The sequence below is a fragment of the Paraburkholderia largidicola genome, assembly GCF_013426895.1.
Taxonomy (GTDB): Bacteria; Pseudomonadota; Gammaproteobacteria; order Burkholderiales; family Burkholderiaceae; genus Paraburkholderia; species Paraburkholderia largidicola.
Window position 1 is genome coordinate 1,573,503 of the sequence record NZ_AP023175.1, and the last position, 25,238, is coordinate 1,598,740.

21 protein-coding genes are annotated in these 25,238 nt (G+C 61.4%); 12 read left to right on the top strand and 9 right to left on the bottom strand.

The annotated features are described in order from the left end of the window. The first annotated feature begins 1,423 nt into the window (after positions 1-1,423). On the top strand, positions 1,424-2,095 hold the full coding sequence (locus PPGU16_RS23745) for a nitroreductase (RefSeq protein ID WP_180725193.1): 672 nt from the start codon (positions 1,424-1,426) through the stop codon (positions 2,093-2,095). Between the two features lie 16 nt (positions 2,096-2,111). Here PPGU16_RS23745 and PPGU16_RS23750 read toward each other — a convergent pair whose 3' ends face one another. After that, positions 2,112-3,203, bottom strand: a complete 1,092-nt coding sequence (locus PPGU16_RS23750; protein WP_180722854.1) for a linear amide C-N hydrolase — start codon at positions 3,201-3,203, stop codon at positions 2,112-2,114. Positions 3,204-3,384: 181 nt separating this feature from the next. Between PPGU16_RS23750 and PPGU16_RS23755 the strand changes: the two genes are divergently transcribed. Together PPGU16_RS23755 and PPGU16_RS23760 are read left to right on the top strand one after the other, a co-directional pair. Then, complete coding sequence (locus tag PPGU16_RS23755; protein ID WP_180722855.1) at positions 3,385-3,873, top strand: GAF domain-containing protein; 489 nt, start codon at positions 3,385-3,387, stop codon at positions 3,871-3,873. Between the two features lie 91 nt (positions 3,874-3,964). Continuing rightward, positions 3,965-4,909: a LysR family transcriptional regulator gene (locus PPGU16_RS23760; protein ID WP_180722856.1), complete on the top strand. Its 945-nt coding sequence runs from the start codon at positions 3,965-3,967 to the stop codon at positions 4,907-4,909. Positions 4,910-4,989: 80 nt separating this feature from the next. Here PPGU16_RS23760 and PPGU16_RS23765 read toward each other — a convergent pair whose 3' ends face one another. Next, on the bottom strand, positions 4,990-6,453 hold the full coding sequence (locus PPGU16_RS23765) for a catalase (RefSeq protein WP_180722857.1): 1,464 nt from the start codon (positions 6,451-6,453) through the stop codon (positions 4,990-4,992). Positions 6,454-6,899: 446 nt separating this feature from the next. Here PPGU16_RS23765 and sapR point away from each other — a divergent pair, with 446 nt between their 5' ends. Genes sapR through PPGU16_RS23800 form a run of 7 tightly spaced genes read left to right on the top strand, consistent with a single transcriptional unit; the run spans position 6,900 to position 13,721 of the window. Beyond that, a complete protein-coding gene (gene sapR, locus PPGU16_RS23770; RefSeq protein WP_180722858.1) occupies positions 6,900-7,784 on the top strand; it encodes a sap1 transcriptional regulator SapR in 885 nt (294 codons plus the stop codon). Positions 7,785-7,789: 5 nt separating this feature from the next. Beyond that, positions 7,790-8,356, top strand: coding sequence for a D-alanyl-D-alanine dipeptidase (ddpX, locus tag PPGU16_RS23775; protein ID WP_180722859.1), 567 nt, complete (start codon positions 7,790-7,792; stop codon positions 8,354-8,356). Positions 8,357-8,411: 55 nt separating this feature from the next. Beyond that, complete coding sequence (locus PPGU16_RS23780; RefSeq protein ID WP_131243931.1) at positions 8,412-10,019, top strand: ABC transporter substrate-binding protein; 1,608 nt, start codon at positions 8,412-8,414, stop codon at positions 10,017-10,019. 11 nt (positions 10,020-10,030) lie between these two features. After that, on the top strand, positions 10,031-11,101 hold the full coding sequence (locus PPGU16_RS23785) for an ABC transporter permease (protein ID WP_180722860.1): 1,071 nt from the start codon (positions 10,031-10,033) through the stop codon (positions 11,099-11,101). A gap of 58 nt (positions 11,102-11,159) precedes the next feature. Next, positions 11,160-12,074 (top strand): nickel transporter permease, encoded by a 915-nt coding sequence (gene nikC / locus PPGU16_RS23790; RefSeq protein ID WP_180722861.1) that lies wholly within the window; start codon positions 11,160-11,162, stop codon positions 12,072-12,074. A gap of 1 nt (position 12,075) precedes the next feature. Further along, positions 12,076-12,957 (top strand): ABC transporter ATP-binding protein, encoded by an 882-nt coding sequence (locus PPGU16_RS23795; protein ID WP_180722862.1) that lies wholly within the window; start codon positions 12,076-12,078, stop codon positions 12,955-12,957. Next, on the top strand, positions 12,954-13,721 hold the full coding sequence (locus tag PPGU16_RS23800; RefSeq protein WP_180722863.1) for an ABC transporter ATP-binding protein: 768 nt from the start codon (positions 12,954-12,956) through the stop codon (positions 13,719-13,721). Before PPGU16_RS23795 ends, PPGU16_RS23800 begins: the two co-directional genes overlap by 4 nt. A 966-nt stretch (positions 13,722-14,687) precedes the next feature. Here PPGU16_RS23800 and PPGU16_RS23805 read toward each other — a convergent pair. From PPGU16_RS23805 to PPGU16_RS23820, 4 genes are all read right to left on the bottom strand, one after another. Continuing rightward, on the bottom strand, positions 14,688-16,052 hold the full coding sequence (locus PPGU16_RS23805; protein ID WP_180722864.1) for an MFS transporter: 1,365 nt from the start codon (positions 16,050-16,052) through the stop codon (positions 14,688-14,690). Positions 16,053-16,122: 70 nt separating this feature from the next. Further along, positions 16,123-16,461: an NIPSNAP family protein gene (locus PPGU16_RS23810; RefSeq protein WP_180722865.1), complete on the bottom strand. Its 339-nt coding sequence runs from the start codon at positions 16,459-16,461 to the stop codon at positions 16,123-16,125. 11 nt (positions 16,462-16,472) lie between these two features. Continuing rightward, on the bottom strand, positions 16,473-18,230 hold the full coding sequence (locus tag PPGU16_RS23815; protein ID WP_180722866.1) for an FAD-dependent oxidoreductase: 1,758 nt from the start codon (positions 18,228-18,230) through the stop codon (positions 16,473-16,475). Between the two features lie 33 nt (positions 18,231-18,263). Further along, the gene (locus PPGU16_RS23820; RefSeq protein ID WP_180722867.1) at positions 18,264-19,094 is read right to left on the bottom strand and encodes an SDR family NAD(P)-dependent oxidoreductase; all 831 of its coding nucleotides are present in this window, start codon (positions 19,092-19,094) and stop codon (positions 18,264-18,266) included. 145 nt (positions 19,095-19,239) lie between these two features. Between PPGU16_RS23820 and PPGU16_RS23825 the strand changes: the two genes are divergently transcribed. Then, positions 19,240-20,133, top strand: a complete 894-nt coding sequence (locus tag PPGU16_RS23825; protein WP_180722868.1) for a helix-turn-helix domain-containing protein — start codon at positions 19,240-19,242, stop codon at positions 20,131-20,133. An 11-nt stretch (positions 20,134-20,144) separates the two neighbouring features. Here PPGU16_RS23825 and PPGU16_RS23830 read toward each other — a convergent pair whose 3' ends face one another. Continuing rightward, complete coding sequence (locus tag PPGU16_RS23830; protein WP_180722869.1) at positions 20,145-21,317, bottom strand: 4-hydroxybenzoate 3-monooxygenase; 1,173 nt, start codon at positions 21,315-21,317, stop codon at positions 20,145-20,147. A gap of 279 nt (positions 21,318-21,596) precedes the next feature. Here PPGU16_RS23830 and PPGU16_RS23835 point away from each other — a divergent pair, with 279 nt between their 5' ends. Continuing rightward, positions 21,597-21,953 (top strand): BON domain-containing protein, encoded by a 357-nt coding sequence (locus PPGU16_RS23835; RefSeq protein ID WP_180722870.1) that lies wholly within the window; start codon positions 21,597-21,599, stop codon positions 21,951-21,953. A 29-nt stretch (positions 21,954-21,982) separates the two neighbouring features. Here the strand turns inward: PPGU16_RS23835 and PPGU16_RS23840 are convergent, their stop codons facing one another. Next, the gene (locus tag PPGU16_RS23840) at positions 21,983-22,444 is read right to left on the bottom strand and encodes a (2Fe-2S)-binding protein (RefSeq protein WP_180722871.1); all 462 of its coding nucleotides are present in this window, start codon (positions 22,442-22,444) and stop codon (positions 21,983-21,985) included. Next, positions 22,438-24,738, bottom strand: coding sequence for a xanthine dehydrogenase family protein molybdopterin-binding subunit (locus PPGU16_RS23845; RefSeq protein WP_180722872.1), 2,301 nt, complete (start codon positions 24,736-24,738; stop codon positions 22,438-22,440). The genes PPGU16_RS23840 and PPGU16_RS23845 overlap by 7 nt, the downstream gene beginning before the upstream one ends. Between the last annotated feature and the right edge of the window lie 500 nt (positions 24,739-25,238).

Here is a 25,238-nt window from a genome sequence, read left to right on the forward strand (position 1 = left end):
AAAGTAGGCAAAAGAAAGCGGCTAACACCGCTAGCCCGTGTTTCTATCCACGGGTCCCCAACGTCCCCACCCTTCACACCACAGTGCCCCCGTTGGTGCTCGTTGCCAACGCTTCGAACAAATGCCTCACCCGCTTCAGACACCCTCACAAGAGCAAGCGGCAGCGAACGGCTTGTGCCGCCCAGGTGGCAAACTGTGTGTAGGTTGTCGCGTCGTATAGCTCGGCGCTCTTACAGGGTGGAACGCGTGTGCTATCGGTCCGAAGTGAGGCGTGTGGAGTACTGCGACCTACACACAGTTTGCCACCTGGGCGGCGGTGGACTGTCTGGCACAGTGCGCCGCGACGCGGCCGCGTGAAGCGGGTGAGGCGTAGAGAGAGAACGTTGGCAACGAGCGCGAACAGAAAGGTTGCCGCGTGAAGCGTTGGACCGGTTGGGGGCCCTCAGGCAAACACTAGATCTGGCGGTGTGAGCCGCTTTCTTTTGCCTACTTTTCTTTGCGGCGGCAAAGAAAAGTAGGTGCCGCCCCGCACAGGGGCAACGCTTGCGAACCAATAACATCACGCGGATGCCAGCGCAGAGGCAAACCGCGAATGCCAGCGCATACCCCCAAAAACCCAAACCAGCCGCGCAGCGCATTACCCCGCGTGCCCCTGCCGATGCGGCGGCTGCTGCGCCTCCTCAACATGCGGCGGGTGATTGTGATCCCGCGGACCCGCGTCATGTCCACGCGCACGGGCCACCCGCGCTGGCCCACCATCGCGATGATCCGACCGATGCGCCTCACGCGCATACACAGGACGCTCGCCATGCGAATGCGCACGATGCTCATCGCGCCGCGGCGGCATGGCAGCATGAACAGGCGGATGCCCCCCACGATGCGCCATCTCGACGCGCAGATGCTCGCGTCGGCGGAACACTTCGGCGCGCCGGTCGCCGCGCGCATAAAAATGCCGATGACGCTTGCCATCCGGGCCCACCACCCACAGATACGTGCTGCCACCGACGAACACCACATCGCGATCCACCACACCCGCAATATAGACATCGCTCGGCGCAGATACATAAACAGGCTGCGCCGGCGCACGCACCACAACGGCAGGCGGAGGTGGCGGCGGCGCCTGCACGGCGACGACGGCGGGCTGCGGCCTCGGCCGCGTGGGCGCGGCGGAAATCTGCTGCTCGCTGGTGACGCAACCCGCCAGGGCGGCAAATGCGGCAACCGCCGCGAAAGATGTGGCCAGCTTCATCGTGTTCAAATGCGGCTCCCCGTTTTATGTGGTCGTTCTGATTCGCTCGCATTAACGGCAAAGTCTTACAGAAGCTTTAGCGCGGCAGCTACCTGGCCACCGCCTGTATCATCGGTTTGTGTCGATCTTCGGCACCCCGCACGAGCACAACGCAATGCCTTCGAGGAGCACAGCGTGAACGTCAGTGAAGCCGTCACGAGCCGCAAATCCGTCCGCCAGTTTCTTTCGACGCCCGTTCCACCCGACGCGATCCGCCGCGTGCTCGCCACCGCCGCGCGCTCGCCGTCGGGCGGCAATCTGCAGCCCTGGCATATCCATGTGGTAGGCGGCGACGCGCTCGCGCGCCTCAAGCACATCATGCGCGAACGCGTCGCGGATGCGCCGGACGGCGAAGAGATGGAGTACAACGTCTATCCCCCCAGCCTTCATTCGCCGTATCGCGAGCGGCGCTTTCAGGTGGGCGAAGATCTTTACCGCAGCATCGGCGTTGCGCGTGAAAACCGGCCCGCGCGACTCGCGCAGTTCGCGCGCAACTTCACGTTCTTCGATGCGCCGCTCGCGCTCTTTTGCACCGTCGACCGACGCATGGGGCCGCCGCAATGGGCCGATCTCGGCATGTTCATGCAGACGGTCATGCTGCTGTTGCGTGAAGAAGGGCTGCATAGCTGCCCGCAAGAATGCTGGGCGCAGTATCCGCAGACGATCGGCGCGTTTCTCGACCTGCCCACCGACCGCATGCTGTTCAGCGGCATGGCGATCGGCTACGAAGATACGGATGCTGCGATCAACCAGTGGCGCTCGCAGCGCACGCCGCTGGACGAATTCGCGCAGTTCATCGGCATCTGATTATCCGCAGAAAGCGTCACGATCCCATCGCGGGCATGAAGTTGAACGACGGCGTCGGCACGAACTGTCTCGACACTTCGCCGGAATAGACCTGGCCTTTGTCGATGGTGAGCTTGAGCACGGGCGCGCCCGGCTTCAGGTTCAGCTTGTGCAGGTCGATCCAGAAGGTATCGGGACGCGTCGACGAATCGAAGTAGTAGACGAGGTTCGTCTGATCGGCGACAGTGCGCCAGATCGTCGACGACAGGTTCGGCTGGTCCGGCGTGCTGATGCCGAGCGGCACGCTGACGGAACGCATCACGCTCATCACGCTCGCCACGGCCTGATACGCATACGAACGGTTCGGCACGCCGACGATATAGTTCGGATCCAGTTGCTTCGGAATCGCCTCGAGCAGAAACGACGCGCGCACGAAACGGTCGGCCGCGCGGTTCGTGCCGGGCAGGAACGTCAGGCCGCCGACGCCGCGCCAGTAGGTATCGAGCGCAAGCTGCTCGCTGTAGATGGGCGAATTCGTCATGATCCTGTACGACTTGCCGTGGTGAATGACGAGCTTGCCGTCCAGATACTCCAGAATGGCGGAGTCGCCGCTCGCGTCGGAGAGCGACAGGTGAATCGTGAGCGGCTTGCCGTTGGGCAAAGGCGGCGCAATGATCTGAAACGGTTCCTTGCCGAACACGTCGACGGCTTCCGCGACGCTTGCGAAATTGTCGAGCGCATACTGCGCCCACAGGCTGATCGACATCGGCGCGCGCGTGGCGTCGGGCTTGCCGTAGTCGGTCTCCGCGAGATAGAGCGCGTTCGCCACCAGTCCGCGTTCGTTCATCCCGTCCACACTGCCGATCTCATAGCCCGACACGATCACGCTGCCGTACTTCGCTTTCCAGCGCGGCGAACGCGGCCCTGCGCGCCCATCGCGCTCGATACCCGCGGGAAACACCCACAGGTTCGACATCATGTCTTCGGACCAGTCCATCGAGCGGCCCGTAATGACGAGATTGCCGTCGCCGACATAGAGCGCGCGGGTGCACGCATCGGCCGCCAGCGCGATGAAAAGCGCGGCGATGGCCGCGAGCATCAGGGAGAACTTCGCAAACGGTTTACGCATCAGCTGTCCTTTAGGCCCACGCCGGGCCGCTCATCGTGCCAATACGACTGCCAGGTTGACGGAGAGACAGCAACATTCTGTACTGTGTATGACGAAAGCGCACGCATCAGGCAGGCTGGCGCCGCGTTTTGCGCATTGATGCGAAAATCATGCTTTCCTGAAGCCAACACGAGTGCAACCGATGTTCGAAGCCACCATCAATACCGAGCTGCCCAAGGCCGAGTTCTATCAGGAGCTGGCGTCTCAGGCGCGCTCGCTGCTCGAAGGCGAATCGAACCAGATCGCCAATGCGGCCAATCTGTCGGCGCTGATCTTTCACAGCCTGCCGGAACTGAACTGGGCGGGTTTCTATTTCGCGCTCGACGGCGAGCTGGTCGTCGGCCCGTTTCAGGGCAAGCCCGCCTGCGTGCGCATTCCGATGGGCCGCGGCGTATGCGGCCGCGCAGCCGAAACGCGTGAGACGCAGGTCGTGCCGGATGTCGACGCGTTTCCGGGGCATATCGCTTGCGATTCGGCATCGCGCTCGGAGATCGTGATCCCGCTGCAAAAGGCGAACGGCGAACTGGTCGGTGTGCTCGATATCGACAGCCCCGTGCTCGCGCGCTTCGACGACGAAGACCGTCGCGGGCTCGAAGAAGTCGCGCAGATCTTCGTCGCATCGCTGCACTGAAAAGCTGAACACCTGGCGGGTTTCGCCTCCCGCCATCGCGAAGCGTTTGCACTAAGATCGCGATCACATCGTTTCGTCCGGGTGATACGCGGTGGACCTCAACGACGTCCGCATCTTCGTCAACGTCGTCCAGACTGGCAGTCTCCTGAACGCGGCCAGCCGGATGGGCATGCCGCTCGCCACCATCAGCCGGCGCATTCGTGCGCTGGAAAAAGAGCTGAACGTGCAACTGCTGGAGCGCTCGGCACGCGGCACCCGGCTCACCGACGCCGGCGCGCGGCTCTACCAGCACGCGAGTCTCGGCGTCGAGATTCTGAAAGACGGCGAGGAAGCCGTCGTCTCCGATCAGGCCATGCTCAAAGGTCGGTTGCGCCTGTCGCTGCCGCCCGCGTTCGATATCTGGTGGGATCTCCTGCACGACTTTCAGCGCCGCTATCCCGACATTCGCGTGCATGTGTACACGACCGAGCGGCGCGTCGATCTGATCGAGGAAGGCATCGACGTGGCGTTGCGCGTCGGCGCGATCGCGCATGAGGCGATGGTTGCACGGCGCATGCTGTCGTATCGTCACGTGCTGGTGGCGAGCCCGCAACTGATCGCGCGCTTCGGCATGCCGCGCGAACCGTCCGCCCTCGCCCGTCTGCCCTGCGCGCTCTGGAACCGCGCGCCCAACGACGCCAACATATGGCACCTTGGCAAGACCACGGTGGAACCGCACATTTTGCTGACGACCAACGACTACGCGCAACTTCGATATCGCGCGCTGAACGGCGAGTTCGTCACCGAGCTTCCGCCCTTTCTCGCCGCCGAGCCGATCCGGCAAGGACGGCTCGTCCCACTGCTGCCATCGCACCCGTTGCCGGATCAGCAGGTCAATCTGCTGTATCCGTCGCACCGGCATCCTTCCGCGATCGTGCGGACCTATCTCGAGTTCTGTCAGTCGCGCATTGCGTGGTTCGTGGATGAGTGCGCGATCGAATGGAAACCTTCCACACAAGAAGCATCTGCGTCCGATTCTGTCGCGCAGTCGAAATAAAAAGCCCCGAAGGCCGTTCGACCTTCGGGGCGGGTTCAGCGCGAGCGGCAACAGCCGTCAGGTGCTAGTCAAAACGCGTCTCACAGCGCGCGATTGGGCGTCGCGCTCGCCTTGCTCGCCGATTCGAGCGCAGCCGCGACGCCTTGTCCATACGCGGGATCGGCCTTCGTGCAGTGCTCGATGTGCAGCTTCCGGATCGGCTCCGACACGCCCGCCAACGCGCGCGCCGTGTTGTCGAACAGCGTCTGCTTCTGCTCCGGCGACATCAGGCGGAACAGATTGCCCGGCTGCGAGAAGTAGTCGTCGTCGGTGCGGTGGTTCCAGTGATCGGCGGCGCCTTCGATCGACAGCGGCGGCTCGCTGAAGTCCGGCTGATCGAGCCATTCGCCGCGCGTATTCGGGTTGTACGGCGTCGCGCCGCCCATGTTGCCGTCGACGCGCATCGAGCCGTCGCGGTGATAGCTATGCACGGGGCACCTCGGCGCATTCACGGGAATCAGGCTGTGATTCACGCCAAGGCGATAACGCTGCGCGTCGCCGTACGAGAACAGGCGGCCTTGCAGCATCTTGTCCGGCGAGAAGCTGATGCCCGGCACCACGTTGGCGGGATTGAACGCGGACTGCTCGACATCGGCGAAATGGTTGTCCGCGTTGCGGTTCAATTCCATCACGCCGACTTCGATCAGCGGGTAATCCTTCTTCGGCCAGATCTTGGTCAGATCGAACGGGTTGTACGAAGTCTTCGATGCGTCCTTCTCCGGCATCACCTGCACGTACATCGTCCACTTCGGGAATTCGTTGCCTTCGATCGATTCGTACAGGTCGCGATGCGAGCTCTCGCGGTCCGCGCCGACCAGCGCCGTCGCTTCCGCATCCGACAGGTTCTGGATTCCCTGCTGCGTATGCAGATGGAACTTCACCCAGAAGCGTTCCTTGTCGGCGTTGATGAAGCTGAACGTATGGCTGCCGAAACCGTGCATATGACGGAACGACTTCGGAATGCCGCGATCGCTCATCACGATCGTCACCTGATGCAGTGCTTCGGGCAATTGCGTCCAGAAGTCCCAGTTGCTTTCGGCGCTGCGCAGGCCCGAGCGCGGGTCGCGCTTGATCGCGTGGTTGAGGTCGGGGAATTTCAGCGGATCGCGCAGGAAGAACACGGGCGTGTTGTTGCCAACGAGATCCCAGTTGCCTTCGTCCGTATAGAACTTCACGGCGAAGCCGCGGATGTCGCGCTCGGCATCGGCTGCGCCGCGTTCGCCTGCTACCGTCGAGAAGCGCGCGAACAGTTCCGTCTTCTTGCCGATCTGCGAAAAGATCTTGGCGCGCGTGTACTTCGAGATGTCATGCGTGACCGTGAACGTGCCGAACGCACCCGAGCCTTTCGCATGCATGCGGCGCTCGGGAATCACTTCGCGGTCGAAGTGCGCGAGCTTCTCGAGGAACCACACGTCCTGCAGCAACGCAGGGCCGCGCGGCCCCGCCGTCTGGATGTTCTGATTGTCTACAACGGGTGCGCCAAAAGCAGTCGTCAGTTTGTTCACGTCTAGCCCTCCAACACTGATAGGAAGCTCCGGGGACGCGCCACCGGATCGTACTGTGGGATTTCCAGCGACGGCGGTCGCCATGGCAGATCGGCAACCGCAGTCTCTGAAGGCGAAATCGGGGACGGTCATGCCGTCGTCATGTCAGTCTGCGCAGTGCTCACAACGCGCGGACCAGTTACTGCCGAGCGATCTTAGCGCCATTCGAACAAGCGAGCAGAGAAGGGGCGAGCCTCGAATGGCAACGCATGCAGCACGTGCAAGTTGCAATGCCTGAAGCGGACGACGGATGAATGACGTTCAATGCGCACCGGGTCAAAGTGCTATGAGTTTGCGAAATCCGATAAAAATTTTAAGTTAGCGCTGGCTTTATTGTCCCTGTCATATACATACCAGATTGCCGGACCATGACAGATAACTAACGAAGAACACGCCGACGACACTCGATGTCCACCGCATTCGCCCACACAGTCGAAGCCAGCTTCGCGACGCTGACGCCCACGGCCAAGCGCATCGCCAGCTACATGCTGGCGAATCTGGAACGCCTCGGCCTGGAAACGGCGGACCAGATCGCGCAGCAAACGGGCACGAGCGGTATATCGGTGGGGCGCTTTTTGCGCAGCGTCGGCTATCGCAATCTCGACGACCTGAAGCGCGAGTTGCGCGGCGCGCAATCTCGCCCGTGGTTCATCACCGACCGGCTCGATGCTTACCGTAGCGAGCGCGATGACAACGATAACGGCGCAAACGGCGTCGATCCAGGCGACCTTGCCGTTTCGCACTCGCTCGATCTCGAAGTCGACGCCATCCGCTACGTTTATCAGCTGGCGCAAGGCGAGACGTTCGCGCGCATCGCGCAGCGCATTGCCGAGGCGGATGCCGTCTTCATCCTCGGCATTCAATCGACGCGCGGCATTTCCAACGCGTTCTACAGCTACCTGGAGTACCTGCGCCCGCGCGTGTTCTATTCCGACGGGATGTCCGGCTCGTACGTCGACTCGCTCAATTCGGAGTTCGCGTCACCCTATCTGATCGTCACCGACACGCGGGCGTATTCGCGCATCGCGCGGCGCTATTGCGAAGCGGCGACGCGGCGCGAATTGCCGTTTGCGCTCGTCACCGATCTCTACTGCCCATGGGCGCGCGAATTCCCCAGCGACCTGATTCAGGTGAAGACGGACGTTGGCCAGTTCTGGGATTCGCTCGCGCCGCTTACGTGCCTGTTCAACCTGCTGTTGACGTCGATTGTCGAACGACTGGGTCCGGCTATCGACCAACGTGTTGCGCGCAACCGGGAGTTGCAGCGCGAACTCGATCAATTCGACCTCTGATTCTCATGACCGATACCCCACAACTGATTCATATCACCCCGGAAACGCATGGCGTCGAACTCGACCTCGCCTACGCGACCGCCAACAACTTCACTGGCAAGCCGATCTATAAGGAAGCGCACTGCCTGTTGCTCGCGCCCGCTGAAGCGGGCTTGCGCAAGGCGGTCGAACTCGCGGCGAGTATCGGCATGAAGCTGCGCATTTTCGACGCGTACCGTCCGCCGCAGGCGCAACAGGTACTGTGGGACTTCCTGCCTGATCCAACCTATATCGCGGAACTCGGGCGCGGCTCGAATCATAGCCGCGGCACTGCCCTTGATCTGACCTTGATCGACAGCCATGGAGAAGCGCTCGACATGGGCACGGGCTTCGACGCGATGGTGAAGGAGTCAGAGCATTTTCACCCGGGCCTGCCGCAGCATGTGCAGCGAAACCGCTTGCTGCTGCTCGGCATCATGCATGCCGCCGGCTTCACGCATATCGCCAGCGAGTGGTGGCATTACGAAATTCCCGGCTCGCGCGCGCTGCCCATTATCGACAACAGCGAAAGCGGCCCGTTCAAGCTGATGTAATCCGCCTCTTTTTTGCAGCCTTTCCCCGCATGTTCCCTCTCGATACGGAGCAAGTATGAATCTGGTTCTGCGCAATGCGCTAGCGGCAGTCGCCGTCGTTTCGGCACTGACGCTTACGATGACGACAACAAGCACCGCATTGGCGGCCACGCCGAAAGACATGCTGGTGATCGCCACCACGCTCGACGAGTTTTCCACGCTCGATCCGGGCGAAGTGTACGAGCTGGTGCCCGAAGAATATGTCGCGAACACCTACGACCGTCTCGTGCGTGTCGATCTGAAAGACCCGTCGAAATTCAATGGCGACGTCGCGCAGTCGTGGACGGTCAGCCCGGACGGACTCACGTTCACCTTCAAGATTCGCCCGGACCTCAAGTTCCATTCCGGCAATCCGCTCACGGCTGATGACGTCGCGTGGTCGATACAACGCTGTGTGCTGCTCGACAAGGGCGCGGCTGCCGTGCTGCAAGGCATCGGCCTGACGAAGGACAACGCGCTGCAAAACGTCAAGAAGGTCGACGACTCGACCGTCAGCATCACGACCGATCAGAAATACGCGCCCACGTTCGTGCTGAACGTGCTGGGCGCGTGGCCTGCTTCCGTGCTCGACAAGAAGCTGCTGCTGTCGCACCAGAAGGGCAATGATTTCGGCAACGAATGGCTGCGCACCAACGAGGCCGGCTCCGGCGCGTACAAGCTGGTCAAATGGACGGCAAACGACAGCATCATCCTGCAGAAGTACGACGGCTACCGCATGCCGCTGGCGATGAAGCGCATCGTGATGCGTCACGTGCCCGAAGCTTCGAGCCAACGCCTGTTGCTCGAGAACGGCGACGCGGATGTCGCGCGCAATCTCAGCCCCGACGATCTCGCCACGCTCACGAAGGGCAACAAGGTGACCGTGACGTCCGTGCCGCAGGCGACGCTGCTCTATCTCGGCCTCAACGTGAAGAACCCGAATCTCGCGAAGCCGGAAGTGCAGGAGGCCATGAAATGGCTGATCGATTATGACGGCATCCAGAAGAACGTGACGAAGAACACCTTCAAGGTTCATCAGACGTTCTTGCCGGAAGGCTTTCTCGGTGCGCTGAACAGCAATCCGTATCATCAGGACGTCGCGAAAGCGAAGGCGCTGCTGGCGAAAGCGGGCTTGCCAAATGGCTTCAACGTGACGATGGACGTGCGCAGCGCGTATCCGTACAACGAAATCGCACAGGCCGTGCAGGCCAATCTCGCACAAGGTGGCATCAAGGTCGAGATCATTCCGGGCGACAACAAGCAGACGCTCGCAAAATATCGCGCGCGACAGCACGATATCTATATCGGCGAATGGTCGGCGGATTACATCGACCCGCACAGCAATGCGCAGGGCTACGCGTGGAATCCCGACAACTCCGACAAGTCCTCGTACAAGATGCTCGCATGGCGTAATTCGTGGGACATTCCCGATCTGACGAAAGAGACCAACGCGGCACTCGCTGAATCGTCGACGGCCAAACGCGCGCAGCTTTATCAAACGATGCAGAAGGAAATGCTCGCGAAGTCGCCGTTCGTCATCATGTTCCAGCAAGTGTCGCAAGTGGCGATGCGTCCGGGTGTGTCGGGCCTCGAAGTCGGTCCGATCAACGATCTCGTGTCGTATCTGCACGTGAAGAAGCAATAAGCGCGGCAGACATGTCGACACCGCTCACTCCCATCGATCAGATCCGCGCTGCGTCCGCGCGCAGCGCGGGCTTGCGCTGGACGTTGCGCGTGCTGCGCTGGGCGCTCACGCTTGCCATCACGTTCATAGGGCTGCTGGCCGTGACGTTCGTGATCGGCCGCAAGGTGCCGATCGATCCCGTGCTCGCGATACTCGGCGACCGCGCGTCGGCGAGCGCCTATGCGGCAGCGCGCATCCAGCTGGGCCTCGACAAGCCGCTTGCCGAGCAGTTCTTCATCTATGTAAGCGCGGTGCTGCATGGCGATCTCGGCGTATCGCTGCTGACGGCCAACCCGGTGATCGACGACATCAAGCGCGTGTTCCCCGCGACGCTCGAACTCGCGACACTGTCGACGATCATCGGAGTACTGGTGGGCGTGCCGCTCGGCGTGATAGCCGCCGTTCGACACAACCGCTGGATCGATCACGTGGCGCGCTTCATCGGTTTGATCGGCAGTTCGGTGCCGGTGTTCTGGCTCGGCCTGATGGGACTGTTGCTGTTCTATGCAAAGCTGCATTGGGTGTCTGGGCCGGGCAGGCTCGATCCAGTATTCGACGGCATGGTCGATACGCGAACGGGCAGCCTGCTGATCGATTCATTGATCGCAGGCGAATGGGATGTGTTCTTCAATGCGCTGTCGCATATCGCATTGCCCGCTGCGATACTCGGCTACTACTCGGTCGCGTATCTGAGCCGGATGACGCGCTCTTTCATGCTCGATCAGTTGAATCAGGAGTACATCACCACGGCACGCGCCAAAGGTCTGTCCGAGCGGCGCGTGGTGTGGGTGCATGCGTTCGGCAATATCGCGGTGCCGCTGCTCACCGTGATCGCGCTCTCATACAGCTTTCTGCTCGAAGGTTCGGTGTTGACGGAGATCGTCTTCGCGTGGCCCGGCATCGGCTCGTATTTGACGGGAGCGTTGCTCAACGCCGACATGAATGCCGTGCTCGGCAGCACGCTCGTGATCGGCATCACCTTCATCGCGTTGAATCTGCTGACCGACGCGCTCTATCGCGTGTTCGATCCGCGCGCCCGCTGATGCAACGGAGACTTTCGACGTGCGACCTCCTGTTGACCGTTCCACATCGGACTGGCCGATGAACGCGACCCGTCCCACCTGGAAAGAATGGCTGCTGACGGACACGCCCGCATCGCGCCGGCAAGCTGCGTTCGGCCTCGCCTATCGGCGCTGGCGGCGTTTCAGGGGCAATCCGTTGTCGGTGTTCGGCTTTTCGATTCTCGTACTGCTGGTGGTCGTCGCGATCATCGGGCCGTGGATCGCGCCGCACGATCCCTTGCAGCAGGTGTTGTCCGACCGGCTGTTGCCTCCCGGCTCGGCGTCTCACTGGCTCGGCACCGATCAGCTCGGCCGCGATATTCTCTCGCGCATCATTTACGGCTCGCGGCTGACGCTGTCGATCGCGATACTCGTCGTGGTGGTCGTCGTGCCCATCGGCCTGCTGATCGGCACGACGGCGGGCTTCTTCGGCGGCTGGGTCGACAACGTGTTGATGCGCGTGACCGACATCGCGCTCGCGTTTCCAAAGATCGTGCTCGCACTCGCCTTCGCGGCTGCGTTGGGGCCGGGCGTGTTCAATGCCGTGATCGCCATTTCGATTACCGCATGGCCGGCGTATGCGCGGCTCGCGCGCGCCGAGACCTTGCGCCTCGTGCAGACCGACTTCATTCACGTTGCGCGGCTGCAAGGCGCGTCTAACCTGCGCATTCTGTTGCGCTATATCGTGCCGCTCTGTTCGTCGTCGGTGATCGTGCGCGCGACGCTCGATATGGCGGGCATTATTCTGACCGTCGCGGGCCTGGGCTTTCTTGGACTCGGCGCGCAGCCACCGAGTCCCGAATGGGGCTTCATGGTCGCATCGGGCCGCAACGTGCTGCTCGATTCGTGGTGGGTCGCCACACTTCCAGGCTTCGCGATTCTGCTCGTGAGCCTCGCGTTCAATCTGCTTGGCGACGGACTGCGCGACGTTTTCGATCCGCGTCATGGAGACTGACATGAGCACGCACGACACGACGCCCGCATTGTGCGAAATCGACGATCTGCGCATTGCGTTCCGCACGCACGACGGCACGATGAACGAAGCGGTGCGCGGTCTTTCGCTGACGCTGAACAAGGGCGAGCGGCTTGGCATCGTCGGCGAGTCGGGATCGGGCAAGTCACTGACGGGGCGCGCGCTGCTGGGACTGTTGCCGCCCGCCGCGCATTGCACGGCGAAGACCATGCGCTTCGACGGAAGCGATCTGCTCGACATGCGCGCCGACAAGCGACGGAAGTTGTGTGGTCAGCAGATGGGCATGATCCTGCAAGATCCGAAATACTCGCTGAACCCGGTGATGACCGTGGCGCAGCAGATGCGCGAAGCATTCGCCCTGCATGAGCCGAAGCTGAGCCGGCGCGCGATGCGCGAGAAGATCATCGCCGCGCTCGAGGCCGTGCACATCCGCAACCCGGAGCGCGTCGTGGATTCGTACCCGCATGAGCTTTCGGGCGGCATGGGGCAACGTGTGATGATCGCGATGATGGTATCGACGGGGCCGCGCCTGTTGATCGCCGACGAACCGACCAGCGCACTCGATGTGCTCGTGTCGATGCAGGTACTGGCCGTGCTCGACGAGATGATCGAGAAACATGATACTGGCCTCATCTTCATCAGCCACGACTTGCCGCTCGTGATGTCGTTCTGCGACCGCGTGGTGGTGATGTACGCGGGGCGCGTCGTCGAAACCTGTGCGGCGCGCGATCTCGTTCATGCGCAGCATCCTTATACGCGCGGCTTGCTTGCGGCGAATCCGCCGCTTGCCAATCCGCCCGCCGAGTTGCCCGTTCTCTCGCGCGATCCCGCGTGGCTCAACGATGTGCAAGGAGCACCCGCATGATCGATGTCGATGCAGTGACCGTGCGTTTCAAGACGGCCGCAGGTGCCGTGGATGCGGTACGCAATGCGAGCTTTCATGTCGCGCAAGGCGAAGTATTTGGACTTGTCGGCGAGTCGGGTTCCGGGAAGTCGACGATCCTGCGTGCATTGAGTGGGCTCACGCCGATCGCGCAAGGCACGATGCGTATCGCGCAGCACGAGCAGCCGGCGCAAAAGCGCGATGTGCAGATGGTGTTTCAGGACCCGTATGGCTCGCTGCATCCGCGCTTCACCGTCGATCAGACATTGCGGGAGCCGTTACGTATCAATGGAATCGATCGGCATGAAGAGCGGATCGTGAATGCACTGCGTGAAGTGGGGTTGAATGCGTCGTTTCGGTTTCGGTATCCGCATCAGTTGTCGGGTGGGCAGAGGCAGCGGGTTGCGATTGCGCGTGCGTTGATTGTCGAGCCGCGTGTGTTGTTGCTCGATGAGCCGACCTCGGCGCTCGATGTGTCCGTGCAGGCTGAAATTTTGAACCTGCTTAAGCGGCTGCATCGGGAGCGTAATCTGACGATGATTCTTGTCAGTCACAATTTTGCTGTGGTCGGGTTTTTGTGTTCTCGCGTCGCGATTATGCGAAATGGTGAGATTGTCGAGGAACTCGATATCGAGCGCGTTCGCGCGCAGCAGGTTGAGAGTGAGTATTCGCGGAGTCTTTTGCTTGCCACGGGCGGTTATCGACGCAAGGCTGTCGAGGGGATTGGGGTTGATGCTTCGCTGTGAGCGAAATATGTTCCAGGGTTTTGGGTTTTTTGGGTTTTCGCTGGCATCCGCGGTTTGTTAACGCGCTTCACGCGTCGCCCCTGTGCGGGGCGGTACCTACGTTTTTGGTTGTCGGCGACGCTGGGTTGTTTGCCCGTGTTTTCGCTGGCATCCGCGATTTGCTTTCGTGCTTTAAGCGTCGCCCCTGTGCAGGGCGGCACCTACGTTTTTGGTTGTCGGCGACGCTGGGTTGTTTGCCCGTGTTTTCGCTGGCATCCGCGATTTGCTTTCGTGCTTCAAGCGTTGCCCCTGTGCGGGGCGGCACCTACTTTTCTTTGCCGCCGCAAAGAAAAGTAGGCAAAAGAAAGCGGCTCACACCGCCAGTGCTAGTTCCTGCCTGAGAGCCCCCAAAGGTTCTTACGCTTCACACGGCAACCACGTGACCCACGTTCGTTGCCAGCGCGCTTGCGGTGCGCCTCACCCGCTTCACGCTCCCGCACTACAGCACGCCGTACCAGCTATTCCACCGCCGCCCAGGTGGCAAACTGTGTGTCGGCCATTCGTGCTGCACACGCCTTACTTCGGACCTGTAACGCACGCGTTCCACGCTGTAAGAGCGCCACGCTATACGACGGGACCACCTACACACAGTTTGCCACCTGGGCGGCACAGACCATTCGCTGCCGCTTGCTCAAGTACGGGTATTCGAAGCGGGTGAGGCATACATTCGAATCGATGGCAACGAGAACTGGCCAAGGCACTGCCGAGTGAAGCGTGGGGACGTTGGGGGCCCGTGGATAGGAACATGGGCTGGCGGTGTGAGCCGCTTTCTTTTGCCTACTTTTCTTTGCGGCGGCAAAGAAAAGTAGGTGCCGCCCCGCACAGGGGCAACGCTAGCGAACCAATAACATCACGCGGACGCCAGCGCAAACACAAGCAAACCAAACACAAAGACAACCCGCCCATGCGCTGCAAGCAAAAAACACTTCACTCCACCGCTGGCGCAAATTCAACCTCTTCGAGCCTCAACTCCCTCGCACGCCCCGCGACGACAAACACACCCGCCGCAGCAATCGCCGCTGGCACCGCCAGCAAACTAAACACCGATCCAAACTGCCAACCCAGCCCCATCAACGTCGCGCCCACGAGCGCCCCCGCCACACCACCAATCCGCCCCACCCCAAGCATCCACGCGACGCCCGTAGCCCGCCCTTCAGTCGGATAAAAACTCGCAGCGAGCGCCGACATCGACGTCACAGCGGACGTCACAACCGTGCCCGTCAGAAAGATCAGCGTACCGAGCCAAACCTGATGCCCAAGACCGCGCCCCACGAGCATAACCAGCACGGCCGCCATGACATACGTGCACGCAATGACGCGATTCGCCCTGAAACGGTCCATCAACCAGCCTACACTCAGATTGCCGAGCACACCACCAAGCGGAAACAGCGAAGTCATCAGCGCCGCGTTCTGCCCGGAGAAGCCAGTGTCCTTGAAGAGCGTAGGCAGCCAGTTAGTCAACAGGTAATAGATCAACAGCCCCATGAAATACGCAAGCCACAGCATCAACGTGCCGAAGCGAAACCGCGAAGAAAGCACCACGCGCAATGCAGACCCGCGATGTTCAACCAACTGCTCACCCGTAACGAACCGGCATTCGCCAAGACGCGCGTCCTTCGCAACACGCGAAAGTACCCGCGCAATGCTCGCGTCGCCGCGCTTTCTCGTCACCATGAATTGCGCGGATTCAGGCAACAACAGAATAAGCACGAGCGTCAACGCGATCGGTCCAACTCCGCCTGCAACAAGCACGCTATGCCAGCCGAAATGCGGAATAAGCCACGCGGACGCGATTCCGCCAATCGCAAGTCCGCACGAAAAGCCGCAGAACATGGCATTCACGGCGACCGCGCGAATACGGGCTGGTGCGTATTCGGACATCAAGGTCACCGCGTTGGGCATCGCGGCGCCGAGTCCGAGTCCTGTCATGAAGCGCAGTGCGGTCAGCGACTCAATCGAGTTCGCCCGTGCCGCAGCGAGACTCCATAAGCCAAAGAAAAACACCGATAAAACCAGCACTGTCTTGCGGCCGACGCGATCGGCCAACGGCCCCGCGCCCAATGCGCCAATGCCCAGCCCGACGAGCGCGGCGCTCATCACGGGCCCCAGCGCCGCGCGCGTGACGCCCCAGTCCAGCACCAGCGAAGGCGCGATGAAACCGACTGCGGCCGTGTCGAAGCCATCGGCCGCGACGACCAGAAAACAGAGGACAAGTATCGTCCATTGAAAAGGCGAAAAACGTTGGCTGTCGATGAAGTTCTGCACATCGACCGTGTGTTTGGGCTGCTGCATTGCGTGTCTCCTTGAATGCGTCTGATACTTCCTGCGCATGTATCTGATGTCGCTGCCTGTTCTTTTTCTTCTAGCGCAGCGCGGTAAGGCTTCTGAATTCGACGCGCCGGATAATCCTGCTTTCCTGCGCGACGATCAGATGCGCCGATGCCTGCAAATAGGCGGGCCATTCGGGGTCCGCGTCGCGTGCGGTACGGCGCTGGTCGTAATCGCCAATGCTCTCGTAGCCCCACAGATGCACGACCTGGTTGAGCGCACCGATATCGCTCATATAGAAACCAACCGGCGCGCCGAGGTACTTCAACTGAATCGGCATCGCAAGACGATCGAATACTTCGATGAACTCCGCCATGCCGCGCGGCCGGATCGTGTAAATGCGATGGTCGACAAAAGGTTTGCCGCTACTCATGGTTCTATCCTCTATACCGTTTCGGATTGGCGCTTCTGTTGCGCGCTCGCCGCGTTGTCCGCGATACCCGCCAGGCGTCGTCCCGTGATGTAGCCGAAGGTCATGATCGGGCCGAGCGTGATGCCAGCGCCCGGATAGTTGCCGCCCATCACGCTCGCGCGGTCATTGCCGACTGCGTACAACCCGTCGATCACGGCGCCGCGCGCATCCAGCACCTCTCCCGTAACGGCCGTGTTGATACCGTCGAAGGTTCCCAGGTCGCCCATCACGACTTTGAGCGCGTAGTAAGGGCCGTCGCCGATCGGTGCGACGCAAGGATTGGGCTTGCATTCGGGATCGGCGAGATATTGGTTGAACGATGTCGAACCGCGCCCGAACTGGGGGTCTTCGCCGCGCACTGCGCTTTCGTTGTAGATGCGTACGGTGGCTTCGAGTGGTTCGGCATCGATGCCCGCGCGTTGTGCGAGTTCGGCAAGCGTGCGCCCTTTGACCAGATAACCATTGCGCAGCAGTGGCCCCAGAGGCACCGGCGCTGGCTTTGCGTAACCGAGTCCGTACTTGCGAATCGTCGCGTGATCGCAGATCAGCCACATCGCCGTGTCTTTTTCGCCGCGACATGCTTCGATCATCGCCGCGCCAACGTCGTGATACGAGTTCGCTTCGTTCGTAAAGCGCCTGCCTTTGCGCGTCACGCCGATGATGCCCGGCTTGTAGCGATCCAGCAGATGCGGAAACACACCGAACGTGCCGTCGCGCATCGGCACCCGCGACACAGGCATCCACGCAGCGGGCTGCGGATAGCGTATGGGCACCTGAGCGCCGACGCTTTCGGCCATGCGCGCGCCGTCGCCCGTGTTGCCTTTCGGCACGGGCGAACAATGCTCGCCGCCGCGCGTCACATGCGGATACGCTTTGGCAATGCGCGCGATGTCGTGCGAGAAGCCGCCGCATGCAAGCACGACGCCACGCCGCGCAGCGATACGCATCTCGCCTTGCGGACCTTTGACGATCGCGCCCGTTACGCGATTGTCCGAGAGCGTGAGTTCCTGCGCAGCCGTATTCGTGTGAATCGGAATACCCAGCGAAAGCGCTGTTTTCGCGAGCCGCGCCGCCAGCGCATTGCCGCTCGTGATCTGCACACCGCGCCGATAAAGGGCGAGATCCTTCAGATGGCTCGCCAGGCGTTTCGCCACATAGGCGGCGGACTTGAGCGAGCGCGTCGCGTTGAAGAAATGCTTGAGATCGGCATTCGACGAATTGAACATCATGCCGATGAACGTGATCGTCTTTAGCGGCGGACGCAGACGCGCAATGTCGTCGCCAAGCCCTCGCGCGTCATACGGTGCCGCGACCACCGAACGACCGATATCGACGCCGCCTTGCACATTCGGGTGATAGTCGGGATAGAGCGTCGGCACGAATTTGACTTCCGTTTCGCGTTCGAAGAAATCGAGCATGTGCGGGCCGGTGTCAAGGAATGCATCGACGGCCGCTTCGTCGTAGAACGCGCCTGTTTCGTTGCGCATATACGTCTTCGCAGCCTCGCGAGTATCGTTCACGCCGTTCGCGCGTGCGTGCCGGTTGCCCGGTATCCACAGCACGCCGCCCGAGAACGCCGTCGTACCGCCGAAATACGCTTCCTTTTCGATCACGACGACATCGAGCCCGTGCTTGCGCGCCGTGATCGCCGTCGATAATCCGCCGGCGCCCGAGCCGATGACGAGCACATCGCACGTCAGTGGCGCGGGTGATTGGGTGTTGGAATTCATGATGACTGTCTCCTGCCAGATGTCTTTTGGTTGCTAGCGCGCCGGGTTGGCCTTTGCGTCGTAACCGGGTCGCGGCACCAGGTCCATCAGCATGCATTCCAGTCCGCCGTCGACGACGAGTTCCGTGCCATTCACGTAGCCCGCACGCGGGCTCGCAAGAAAGGCGACCACTTCCGCGATATCGACCGGTTCGCCGATACGGCGGCTCGCCGTCATCGCGCTGCGGCGCTGTTCGACATCGCCTTGTGTGTAGAAAGACGCCGACAGCGGCGTGCGGATCATCCCCGGACAAACCGCGTTGCTGCGCACGCCGCGCGGTCCCCACTCGGCCGCGATCTGCTTCGACAGCATCGCGACGGCTGCCTTGCCGGGGCTATAAGCGCCGCTCCAGGTCTGCGGATGATGCGCAGCCACCGACGCGACGTGCACGATGCTGCCCGCGCCCTTGCGCAACATCGCGCGGCCGAATGCCTGCGAGCACAGCATGTAGCCGGTGAGATTGACTTGCAGCATCGCGTTCCATGCATCGAGCGCGATGTCTTCGATGCCACCTGGCCGCAACAGCCCCGCATTGTTGACGAGCACATCCGCTGCGCCGAGTTTTGCTTCGACGCTTGCCGCTGCCGCTTCGACGCTTTTTACGTCGCCGATATCGCAGGCGAATGCAAACGCTTCGATGCCGTTCGCGCCAAGTGTCTGAGCGAGGTCTTCGCACTTGCCTGCTTCGCGGTCCAGCAACGCGAGACGCGCGCCGCTTTCACCGAGCACCTTCGCAATCGCACTGCCTATGCCGCCCGCTGCGCCCGTGACGACACAGACCTTGTCATTCAATGCGAGCCATTCGGCGCTGTTTTGTTTAGTCATCCCAATCTCCATGTACTTATCTTTATCGGCGAACCCCGAAAGGGTCTGCTCGGTTCATGGAGAAAAGTATAGGGACGCGCCGCTCGTCGAGATTGGACAAAGAGCACGCATCGCAGGACAATCCGTACACGGCAGAGGAAATAGCATGAGGAAAATCCCTAACTACGATTTGTACGGCGAATCCGCGCGGCCACCGTGGTTCGACGCGTTCAATTTCGAATGGATTCCCGAGCGCAGCCGGCCCAACGACTGGCATATCGCCGCGCATCGGCACGACGCGTTGCTGCAGGTTCTGTACATCCGAAGCGGCAGCGGGCATGTCGTGATCGAAAGCGAGAAGCACGCGCTCGCGCCGCCGTGCATCGTCGTTTTGCCCGCGCAAACGGTGCATGCTTTTGTGTTTTCGCCCGAGATCGACGGGCTAGTGATTACGGCTGCGCAGCGCGCGCTGGAGTCGATTTCGAAGGCGGTGTCGCCGGGGCTGCTGCCCGTATTTCAGCGCCCTGCCGTGATCCCCGTGAAGGCGTCAGCGGGCGACGACACCTTGATGCCGCTTTTTACGCTGCTCGAACAGGAATACCGCGGCAATGCACGCGGCCATATCGCCGCGGGCATGTCGTTGATGATTGCACTTTTCGTGCAAGTGGCGAGATTGGGCGACGCGGCGGCGATGCCCGCGACGAGCGCCGTCGCCGACCGTCGAAGCGGGCAGATCAAGCGCTTTCGCGAACTGGTTGCCACGCATTTCCGCGAGCATCGCACTGTCGAGTTCTACGCGGAAAAGCTCGGCATTACGACGGCGCAGCTAAGCCGCATTTGCCGCGACGAACTCGGCCATTCGCCGATGTCGCTCGTGAATGAACATCTGATACGCGAAGCGCAGCGCGATCTCGTCTATTCGGGCCTGACGATCAAGCAGATCGCGCACGCGCTCGGTTTCGAAGATGCGGCGTATTTCAGCCGCTATTTTCGCAAGCAGACGGGCGCGACGCCGAAGGAATTCCAGGCCGCCGCGCACACCGATCTGTCATTGAACTGAATGCGTGCCGCTTATACCGGCACCGCGCCGACATAGTTCTCGGCCATCGAAATCGCCGCGCTGCGCGAGGTCGTCACGTGCTCGAGTTCTGCGACCTGCAATTGCTGTTCGAACGGCGACGCATCGTCGAGGCGGTGCATCATGCGCGTCATCCAGTACGAGAAGTGTTCTGCGCGCCAGATGCGCTTGAGCGCCGTTTCGCTATAGCTATTCAGCAAGTCGTTGCGGTCTTCCTTGTAGAACGCGCGCAATGCGTCGGACAGAATGCGCACGTCGGAGACGGCCAGATTCAGGCCCTTTGCGCCCGTCGGCGGCACGATATGCGCAGCGTCACCCGCAAGGAACAGGCGGCCGTGCTGCATCGTCGTCGAGACGAAGCTGCGCATGCCGACAATATTCTTCTGGAAGATCTTGCCTTCTACGACTTGATGGCCGTCGTCGGAATCGACGCGCGCGTGCATTTCAGCCCAGATGCGATCGTCGGACCAGTTGTCGGCGGTATCTTTCGGATCGCATTGAAAATACATGCGCTGCACGTTCGGCGAACGGGTGCTGACGAGTGCGAAGCCGCGCTCATGGCGCGCGTAGATCAGTTCATCCGATGAAGGCGGTGCTTCGACCAGAATGCCGAACCAGCCGAACGGATACACACGCTGATAATCGCGGCGCAGCGCTTCGGGAATAGCGTTGCGCGAAATGCCCTGAGAGCCGTCGCAGCCAATGATGAAATCGCATTGCAGTTCGTGCGCCTCGCCTTGATGGCGATAGCGAATACTCGGCGTCGTGCCGTCGATATCGTGCAGCGACACGTCCGACACTTCGAATTTCAGCGCGCCTTGCGCCGCCACCCGTGCCGCCACGAGATCCTTGATGACTTCGTGCTGCGCATACACCGTGATCGCTTTACCCGTGAGGTCGGTGAGATCGATGCGGCGGCGCTTGCCTTCGAATGCGAGCTCGAAACCATGATGCAGCGCGCCTTCTGCTTTCATGCGCTCACCCACGCCTGTTTCCGTGAGCAGATCCATCGTCCCCTGTTCGAGCACGCCGGCGCGTATCGTCGATTCGATCTGCTCGCGGCTGCGCGATTCGAGCACGACGGAATCGATACCTTGCAGATGGAGAAGATGGGAAAGAAGCAGTCCAGCGGGACCGGCGCCGATGATGCCGACTTGAGTACGCATGTGTGTCTCCTGTGTCGACGGGAGTTAGCGCTTTAGCGCTTACTCCCGTCCCATGCAAAAAAAAATGTTTGCACTGCGTGGTGCGTGTCTTTGATGTGCGTCAAAGTGTGCCGTCGGCGCCTCTATCGAGCAACGCAATAGCGTGAATAAGCGTTATCTCAATTTGAGATAGTGCATGGCTGCGGGTTTTCCCTGAGAAAGCAAACGCAGCTTTGGTGGAAGCGAATTGTTGGCTTATCTTTACTGAGCGGTCCCACAAGCAAACAAGGAGAAGCAATCATGAAGATCCGCAACGTCCTGACGCTGCTCGCTGTCGCCGGTTGCGTCATGCTCACGTCGAACGTGTACGCGCAAGCCAGCGATTCGATGTCGATGGCCTCCACTCCGGCGGCACCTTCGAAGAAGGCGACTCCCGCAGACAAGAAACTCGGCCGCGATGTGCGCAAGGCGTTGTCGAAGGCGCCCGGCTTCAACGTATCGAATGTCTTCGTGAAAGCGCGCGGCGGCGCGGTGGTGTTGTCGGGCAGCGTCCCCGATGGAGCGCAGATTCCGCAGGCAGCAGAAGTGGCCAAGGGCGTACCCGGCGTCACGTCGGTCAGCAACAAGCTGACGTTGTACTCGCACGGAAACAACTAGACCGTTGCAGCAGGCGAGACGGGGTAACGTCACGTACGTTTGGCTTGCCCCGTCGCTTCGAGAATCGCCTGCCTGATGCGTGGATAGGTGCCGCAGCGGCAAATGATGCCGTGCATCGCGCAGTCTATTTCCTTCACGCTCGGCGTCGGATTGCGCTGGATGAGCGCGCTTGCGGCCATGAGCTGCGCGCTCTGGCAATAGCCGCATTGCACGACATCGACATGCGTCCACGCTTCCTTCAGTGCGCGCGCTTGCGTCCCTTGCAGACCCTCAATCGTCGTGATGCGGTTCGCGCCGATATCCGAGAGCTTTTCCTGACACGAGGTCTTCGCCTCTTTGCCGACGTGCACGGTGCACGCCCCGCATACGCCAACGCCACAGCCGAACTTCGTCCCCGTCATTTTCAGTTCGCAGCGCAAGACCCAAAGCAGCGGTGTCGCGGGATCAGAATGCACGTCCACTGTCTTGCCGTTGATGTTCAGCTTCAGCATGTTGCGCCCCCTGAATACAGCCTCGTGTTCAGCGGCAACGCGTAGCTGCGCGTACCCGTCAACGCGAATAGCGCATTCGCGACGGCCGGCGCGACAGGTGGCACCGCGGACTCGCCGACGCCTTGCGGATGACTTCTCGACGGCATGATCTCGACAGTGATGTCGGGGCACTCGTCCATGCGCACCACGTCGAACTGGCTATACAGACCCTCAACGACCGCGCCGTTGCAGAGCGTGATTTCTTCTTTGAACGCGGCGGAGAGCCCGAACACGATCGCGCCTTCCACCTGTTGACGGATCAGATTCGGATTCACTGGCAAGCCGCAATCGATCGCGCAATACACGCGATTGACCTTCGCTGTGTTGCCCGCTTCGAGCGACACATCCGCGACTTGCGCCACTACGCTGCCGAATGCTTCATGAAGCGCGACACCGCGCGCATGCTTGATGCCTTTCTCTGACCACACGGCGGACGCTCGCCAGCCCGACATGCTCGCCACTTTCTGCAACACGGCGAGATGACGTGGATGCCGCGTCAACAGACTCGCGCGAAACGCAACGGGGTCCTTTTGCGCCAACGCAGCCAGTTCGTCGATAAAGCTCTCGATAAAGAACGCCTGATGCGAATGCCCGACCGAGCGAAAAAAGCCGACGGGCATCGGCAATTCGATCACGCGTTGTCCGATCCACACGTTCGGCATTTCATAGGGTTGATCGAACGCGCCCTCTGAAATGGTCTTGTCCAGGTTGAGGCCGAGATCGGGAATGCGATAGTTGCGGGCCAGCCACTTCGCGACCACCGACTGGCTCACCGATGTGTTATGCCACGCAATCAGCTGTCCCTGCGCATCGAGTCCCGCCCGGAAGCGCGACAGGCACGCGGGACGATAGAAATCGTGTTGCATGTCCTCCTGACGCGTCCAGAGCGTTTGCACAGGGCGCCCGTCCGCTTCGCGTGCGATCGCGACCGACTGTGCAATGAAGTCGACTTCGAGTCTGCGTCCAAACGCGCCGCCCGGCATCTGCTGCTGCAAATCGACATCGTCCGTGCCGATGCCGAGCACCCGCGCGACATGCATGCGCGCGACTGCGGGCACCTGCGTCGCCGCCCATACCGTCGCCTTGCCGTCTTTCACTTGCGCCGTGCAATTGACGGGTTCCAGCGGCGCGTGCGCGAGATAAGGCGCGCGATACGTCGACTTCAACGAATGCGTGGCACGGCTCAGCGCATCATCGACGTCGCCATGGCGATACCATGCGTGCCCTTCGCTCTCGTCGAGCGCCTGCACGAGGCGCCTGTCGACCTCGGCGTTGGTCAGCCCTTTGCTCGGCCCATCGTTCCAGTCGATCTTCAACACCTCGAGTGCGTTCATCGCGATGAACAGGTTGTCCGCGATGACAGCAACGCCGCCCGTACCACCGTTGTATGCATCGACGGCCACGACCTTGTGCACACCGGGCAACGCCGCTGCTGCCGCGCCATCGACATGCCGCACCGTGCCGCCGAGTGTCGGACACATCTTGATGCTTGCGTAGAGCAGGCCATCGGGCACGACGTCGATGCCGAAGATCGCGCTGCCGTCCATCTTCGAAGCGGCTTCGATGCGCGTAAGCGGCTTGCCGATCAGTTGAAATGTAGCGGGATCTTTCAGCACCGGCCTGCGCGGCAATGGCTGGCGCGCGGCCTCCAGCGCGAGTTGCCCGAACGATGCGCGATGTCCCGCTTCGTGCACTACGATGCCTTTTTCGATGCGGCAATCGGCGGCCTTCACGCTCCAGCGCTCGGCCGCCGCGGCGATCAGCATGCTCCGCGCGCACGCGCCTGCTTCGCGCATCGGTTGCCAGAGATCGTTGATGGTCGACGAGCCGCCTGTCATGACGGTGCCGAAATCGCGCGCGAGCTTGCGCGTGAGCCATACCGCGAGTTCCTTGACGACGCTGTCGTCGTCGGGACGAAACGGCAGATCGCCAATCACGCTTTCGACGTTGTTATAGATCTGGTCGAGCGGCGCATTGGCGACGCGGATGTCCGCCCAGTTCGCATCGAGTTCTTCCGCGACGAGCATCGCGAGCCCCGTATGCACGCCCTGCCCCATCTCCGTCCTGCACATGAGGACCGTGATGGTGTTGTCGGCGGCAATCTTCACGTAGCCATTGAGCGCCGCTTCGCCAGGACGCACCGGCAGCGGTTCCGACGCGACGAGCCGTTGACGCGGCGGCAGCGCCGACCATCCGACCACCAGCGCGCCGGCTAAGCCCGCGCCGCCCAACAGGAAGGTTCGACGCTTCAGCATGGCTTCTCTCGGAGGAATCCAGCATGGACACCAGTAAAACGCACCAGCCGCGGCTCAACTGAAACTGCGCATTCGAATACCAGCGTTATGTCGCCTCGCGAGTCCGCGTTTGCCCGGTTCGACAAGCGTCAGTCGATCCCGTCAAAGTTCATATTAGTGCGCGTGGTGAATTTCGCCGCATTGAATGCGCGGGAACGACAGGGTGAAAAGATTGCGAAGAAGCGGCAATTCGCGCAGGGCCGACCCGTGCAAAGCGGTCGCAAAGCCTATCTGAAGCGCAATATGCGCATGCCGTCGAAGGGCGTTTAAAGCGTTCTGCGACAAGGCTTTAGCGTGTGCCTGCCATCATGCTGCGCTGCAATTCGAGCGTGATGGCATATCGCTTGCATTAATCCCCATCACAGCGCTGTGTCACGACGACCGCCTGGTCTCGGCAGTCGCACAGGGAGAAAGAGATGCCTTATCTGATCGGTTGGTTGCTAGGTGTGCCGCTTATCGTC

Excerpts from the sequence above, each read along its gene's own strand:
- PPGU16_RS23750 (WP_180722854.1), bottom strand. The coding sequence starts at position 3,203 with ATGCGTAAACCGTTTGCGAAGTTCTCCCTGATGCTCGCGGCCATCGCC.
- PPGU16_RS23755 (WP_180722855.1), top strand. The coding sequence starts at position 3,385 with ATGTTCGAAGCCACCATCAATACCGAGCTGCCCAAGGCCGAGTTCTAT.
- sapR (WP_180722858.1), top strand. The coding sequence starts at position 6,900 with ATGTCCACCGCATTCGCCCACACAGTCGAAGCCAGCTTCGCGACGCTG.
- ddpX (WP_180722859.1), top strand. The coding sequence starts at position 7,790 with ATGACCGATACCCCACAACTGATTCATATCACCCCGGAAACGCATGGC.
- PPGU16_RS23780 (WP_131243931.1), top strand. The coding sequence starts at position 8,412 with ATGAATCTGGTTCTGCGCAATGCGCTAGCGGCAGTCGCCGTCGTTTCG.
- PPGU16_RS23785 (WP_180722860.1), top strand. The coding sequence starts at position 10,031 with ATGTCGACACCGCTCACTCCCATCGATCAGATCCGCGCTGCGTCCGCG.
- nikC (WP_180722861.1), top strand. The coding sequence starts at position 11,160 with ATGAACGCGACCCGTCCCACCTGGAAAGAATGGCTGCTGACGGACACG.
- PPGU16_RS23795 (WP_180722862.1), top strand. The coding sequence starts at position 12,076 with ATGAGCACGCACGACACGACGCCCGCATTGTGCGAAATCGACGATCTG.
- PPGU16_RS23800 (WP_180722863.1), top strand. The coding sequence starts at position 12,954 with ATGATCGATGTCGATGCAGTGACCGTGCGTTTCAAGACGGCCGCAGGT.
- PPGU16_RS23805 (WP_180722864.1), bottom strand. The coding sequence starts at position 16,052 with ATGCAGCAGCCCAAACACACGGTCGATGTGCAGAACTTCATCGACAGC.
- PPGU16_RS23810 (WP_180722865.1), bottom strand. The coding sequence starts at position 16,461 with ATGAGTAGCGGCAAACCTTTTGTCGACCATCGCATTTACACGATCCGG.
- PPGU16_RS23815 (WP_180722866.1), bottom strand. The coding sequence starts at position 18,230 with ATGAATTCCAACACCCAATCACCCGCGCCACTGACGTGCGATGTGCTC.
- PPGU16_RS23820 (WP_180722867.1), bottom strand. The coding sequence starts at position 19,094 with ATGACTAAACAAAACAGCGCCGAATGGCTCGCATTGAATGACAAGGTC.
- PPGU16_RS23825 (WP_180722868.1), top strand. The coding sequence starts at position 19,240 with ATGAGGAAAATCCCTAACTACGATTTGTACGGCGAATCCGCGCGGCCA.
- PPGU16_RS23830 (WP_180722869.1), bottom strand. The coding sequence starts at position 21,317 with ATGCGTACTCAAGTCGGCATCATCGGCGCCGGTCCCGCTGGACTGCTT.
- PPGU16_RS23835 (WP_180722870.1), top strand. The coding sequence starts at position 21,597 with ATGAAGATCCGCAACGTCCTGACGCTGCTCGCTGTCGCCGGTTGCGTC.
- PPGU16_RS23840 (WP_180722871.1), bottom strand. The coding sequence starts at position 22,444 with ATGCTGAAGCTGAACATCAACGGCAAGACAGTGGACGTGCATTCTGAT.
- PPGU16_RS23845 (WP_180722872.1), bottom strand. The coding sequence starts at position 24,738 with ATGCTGAAGCGTCGAACCTTCCTGTTGGGCGGCGCGGGCTTAGCCGGC.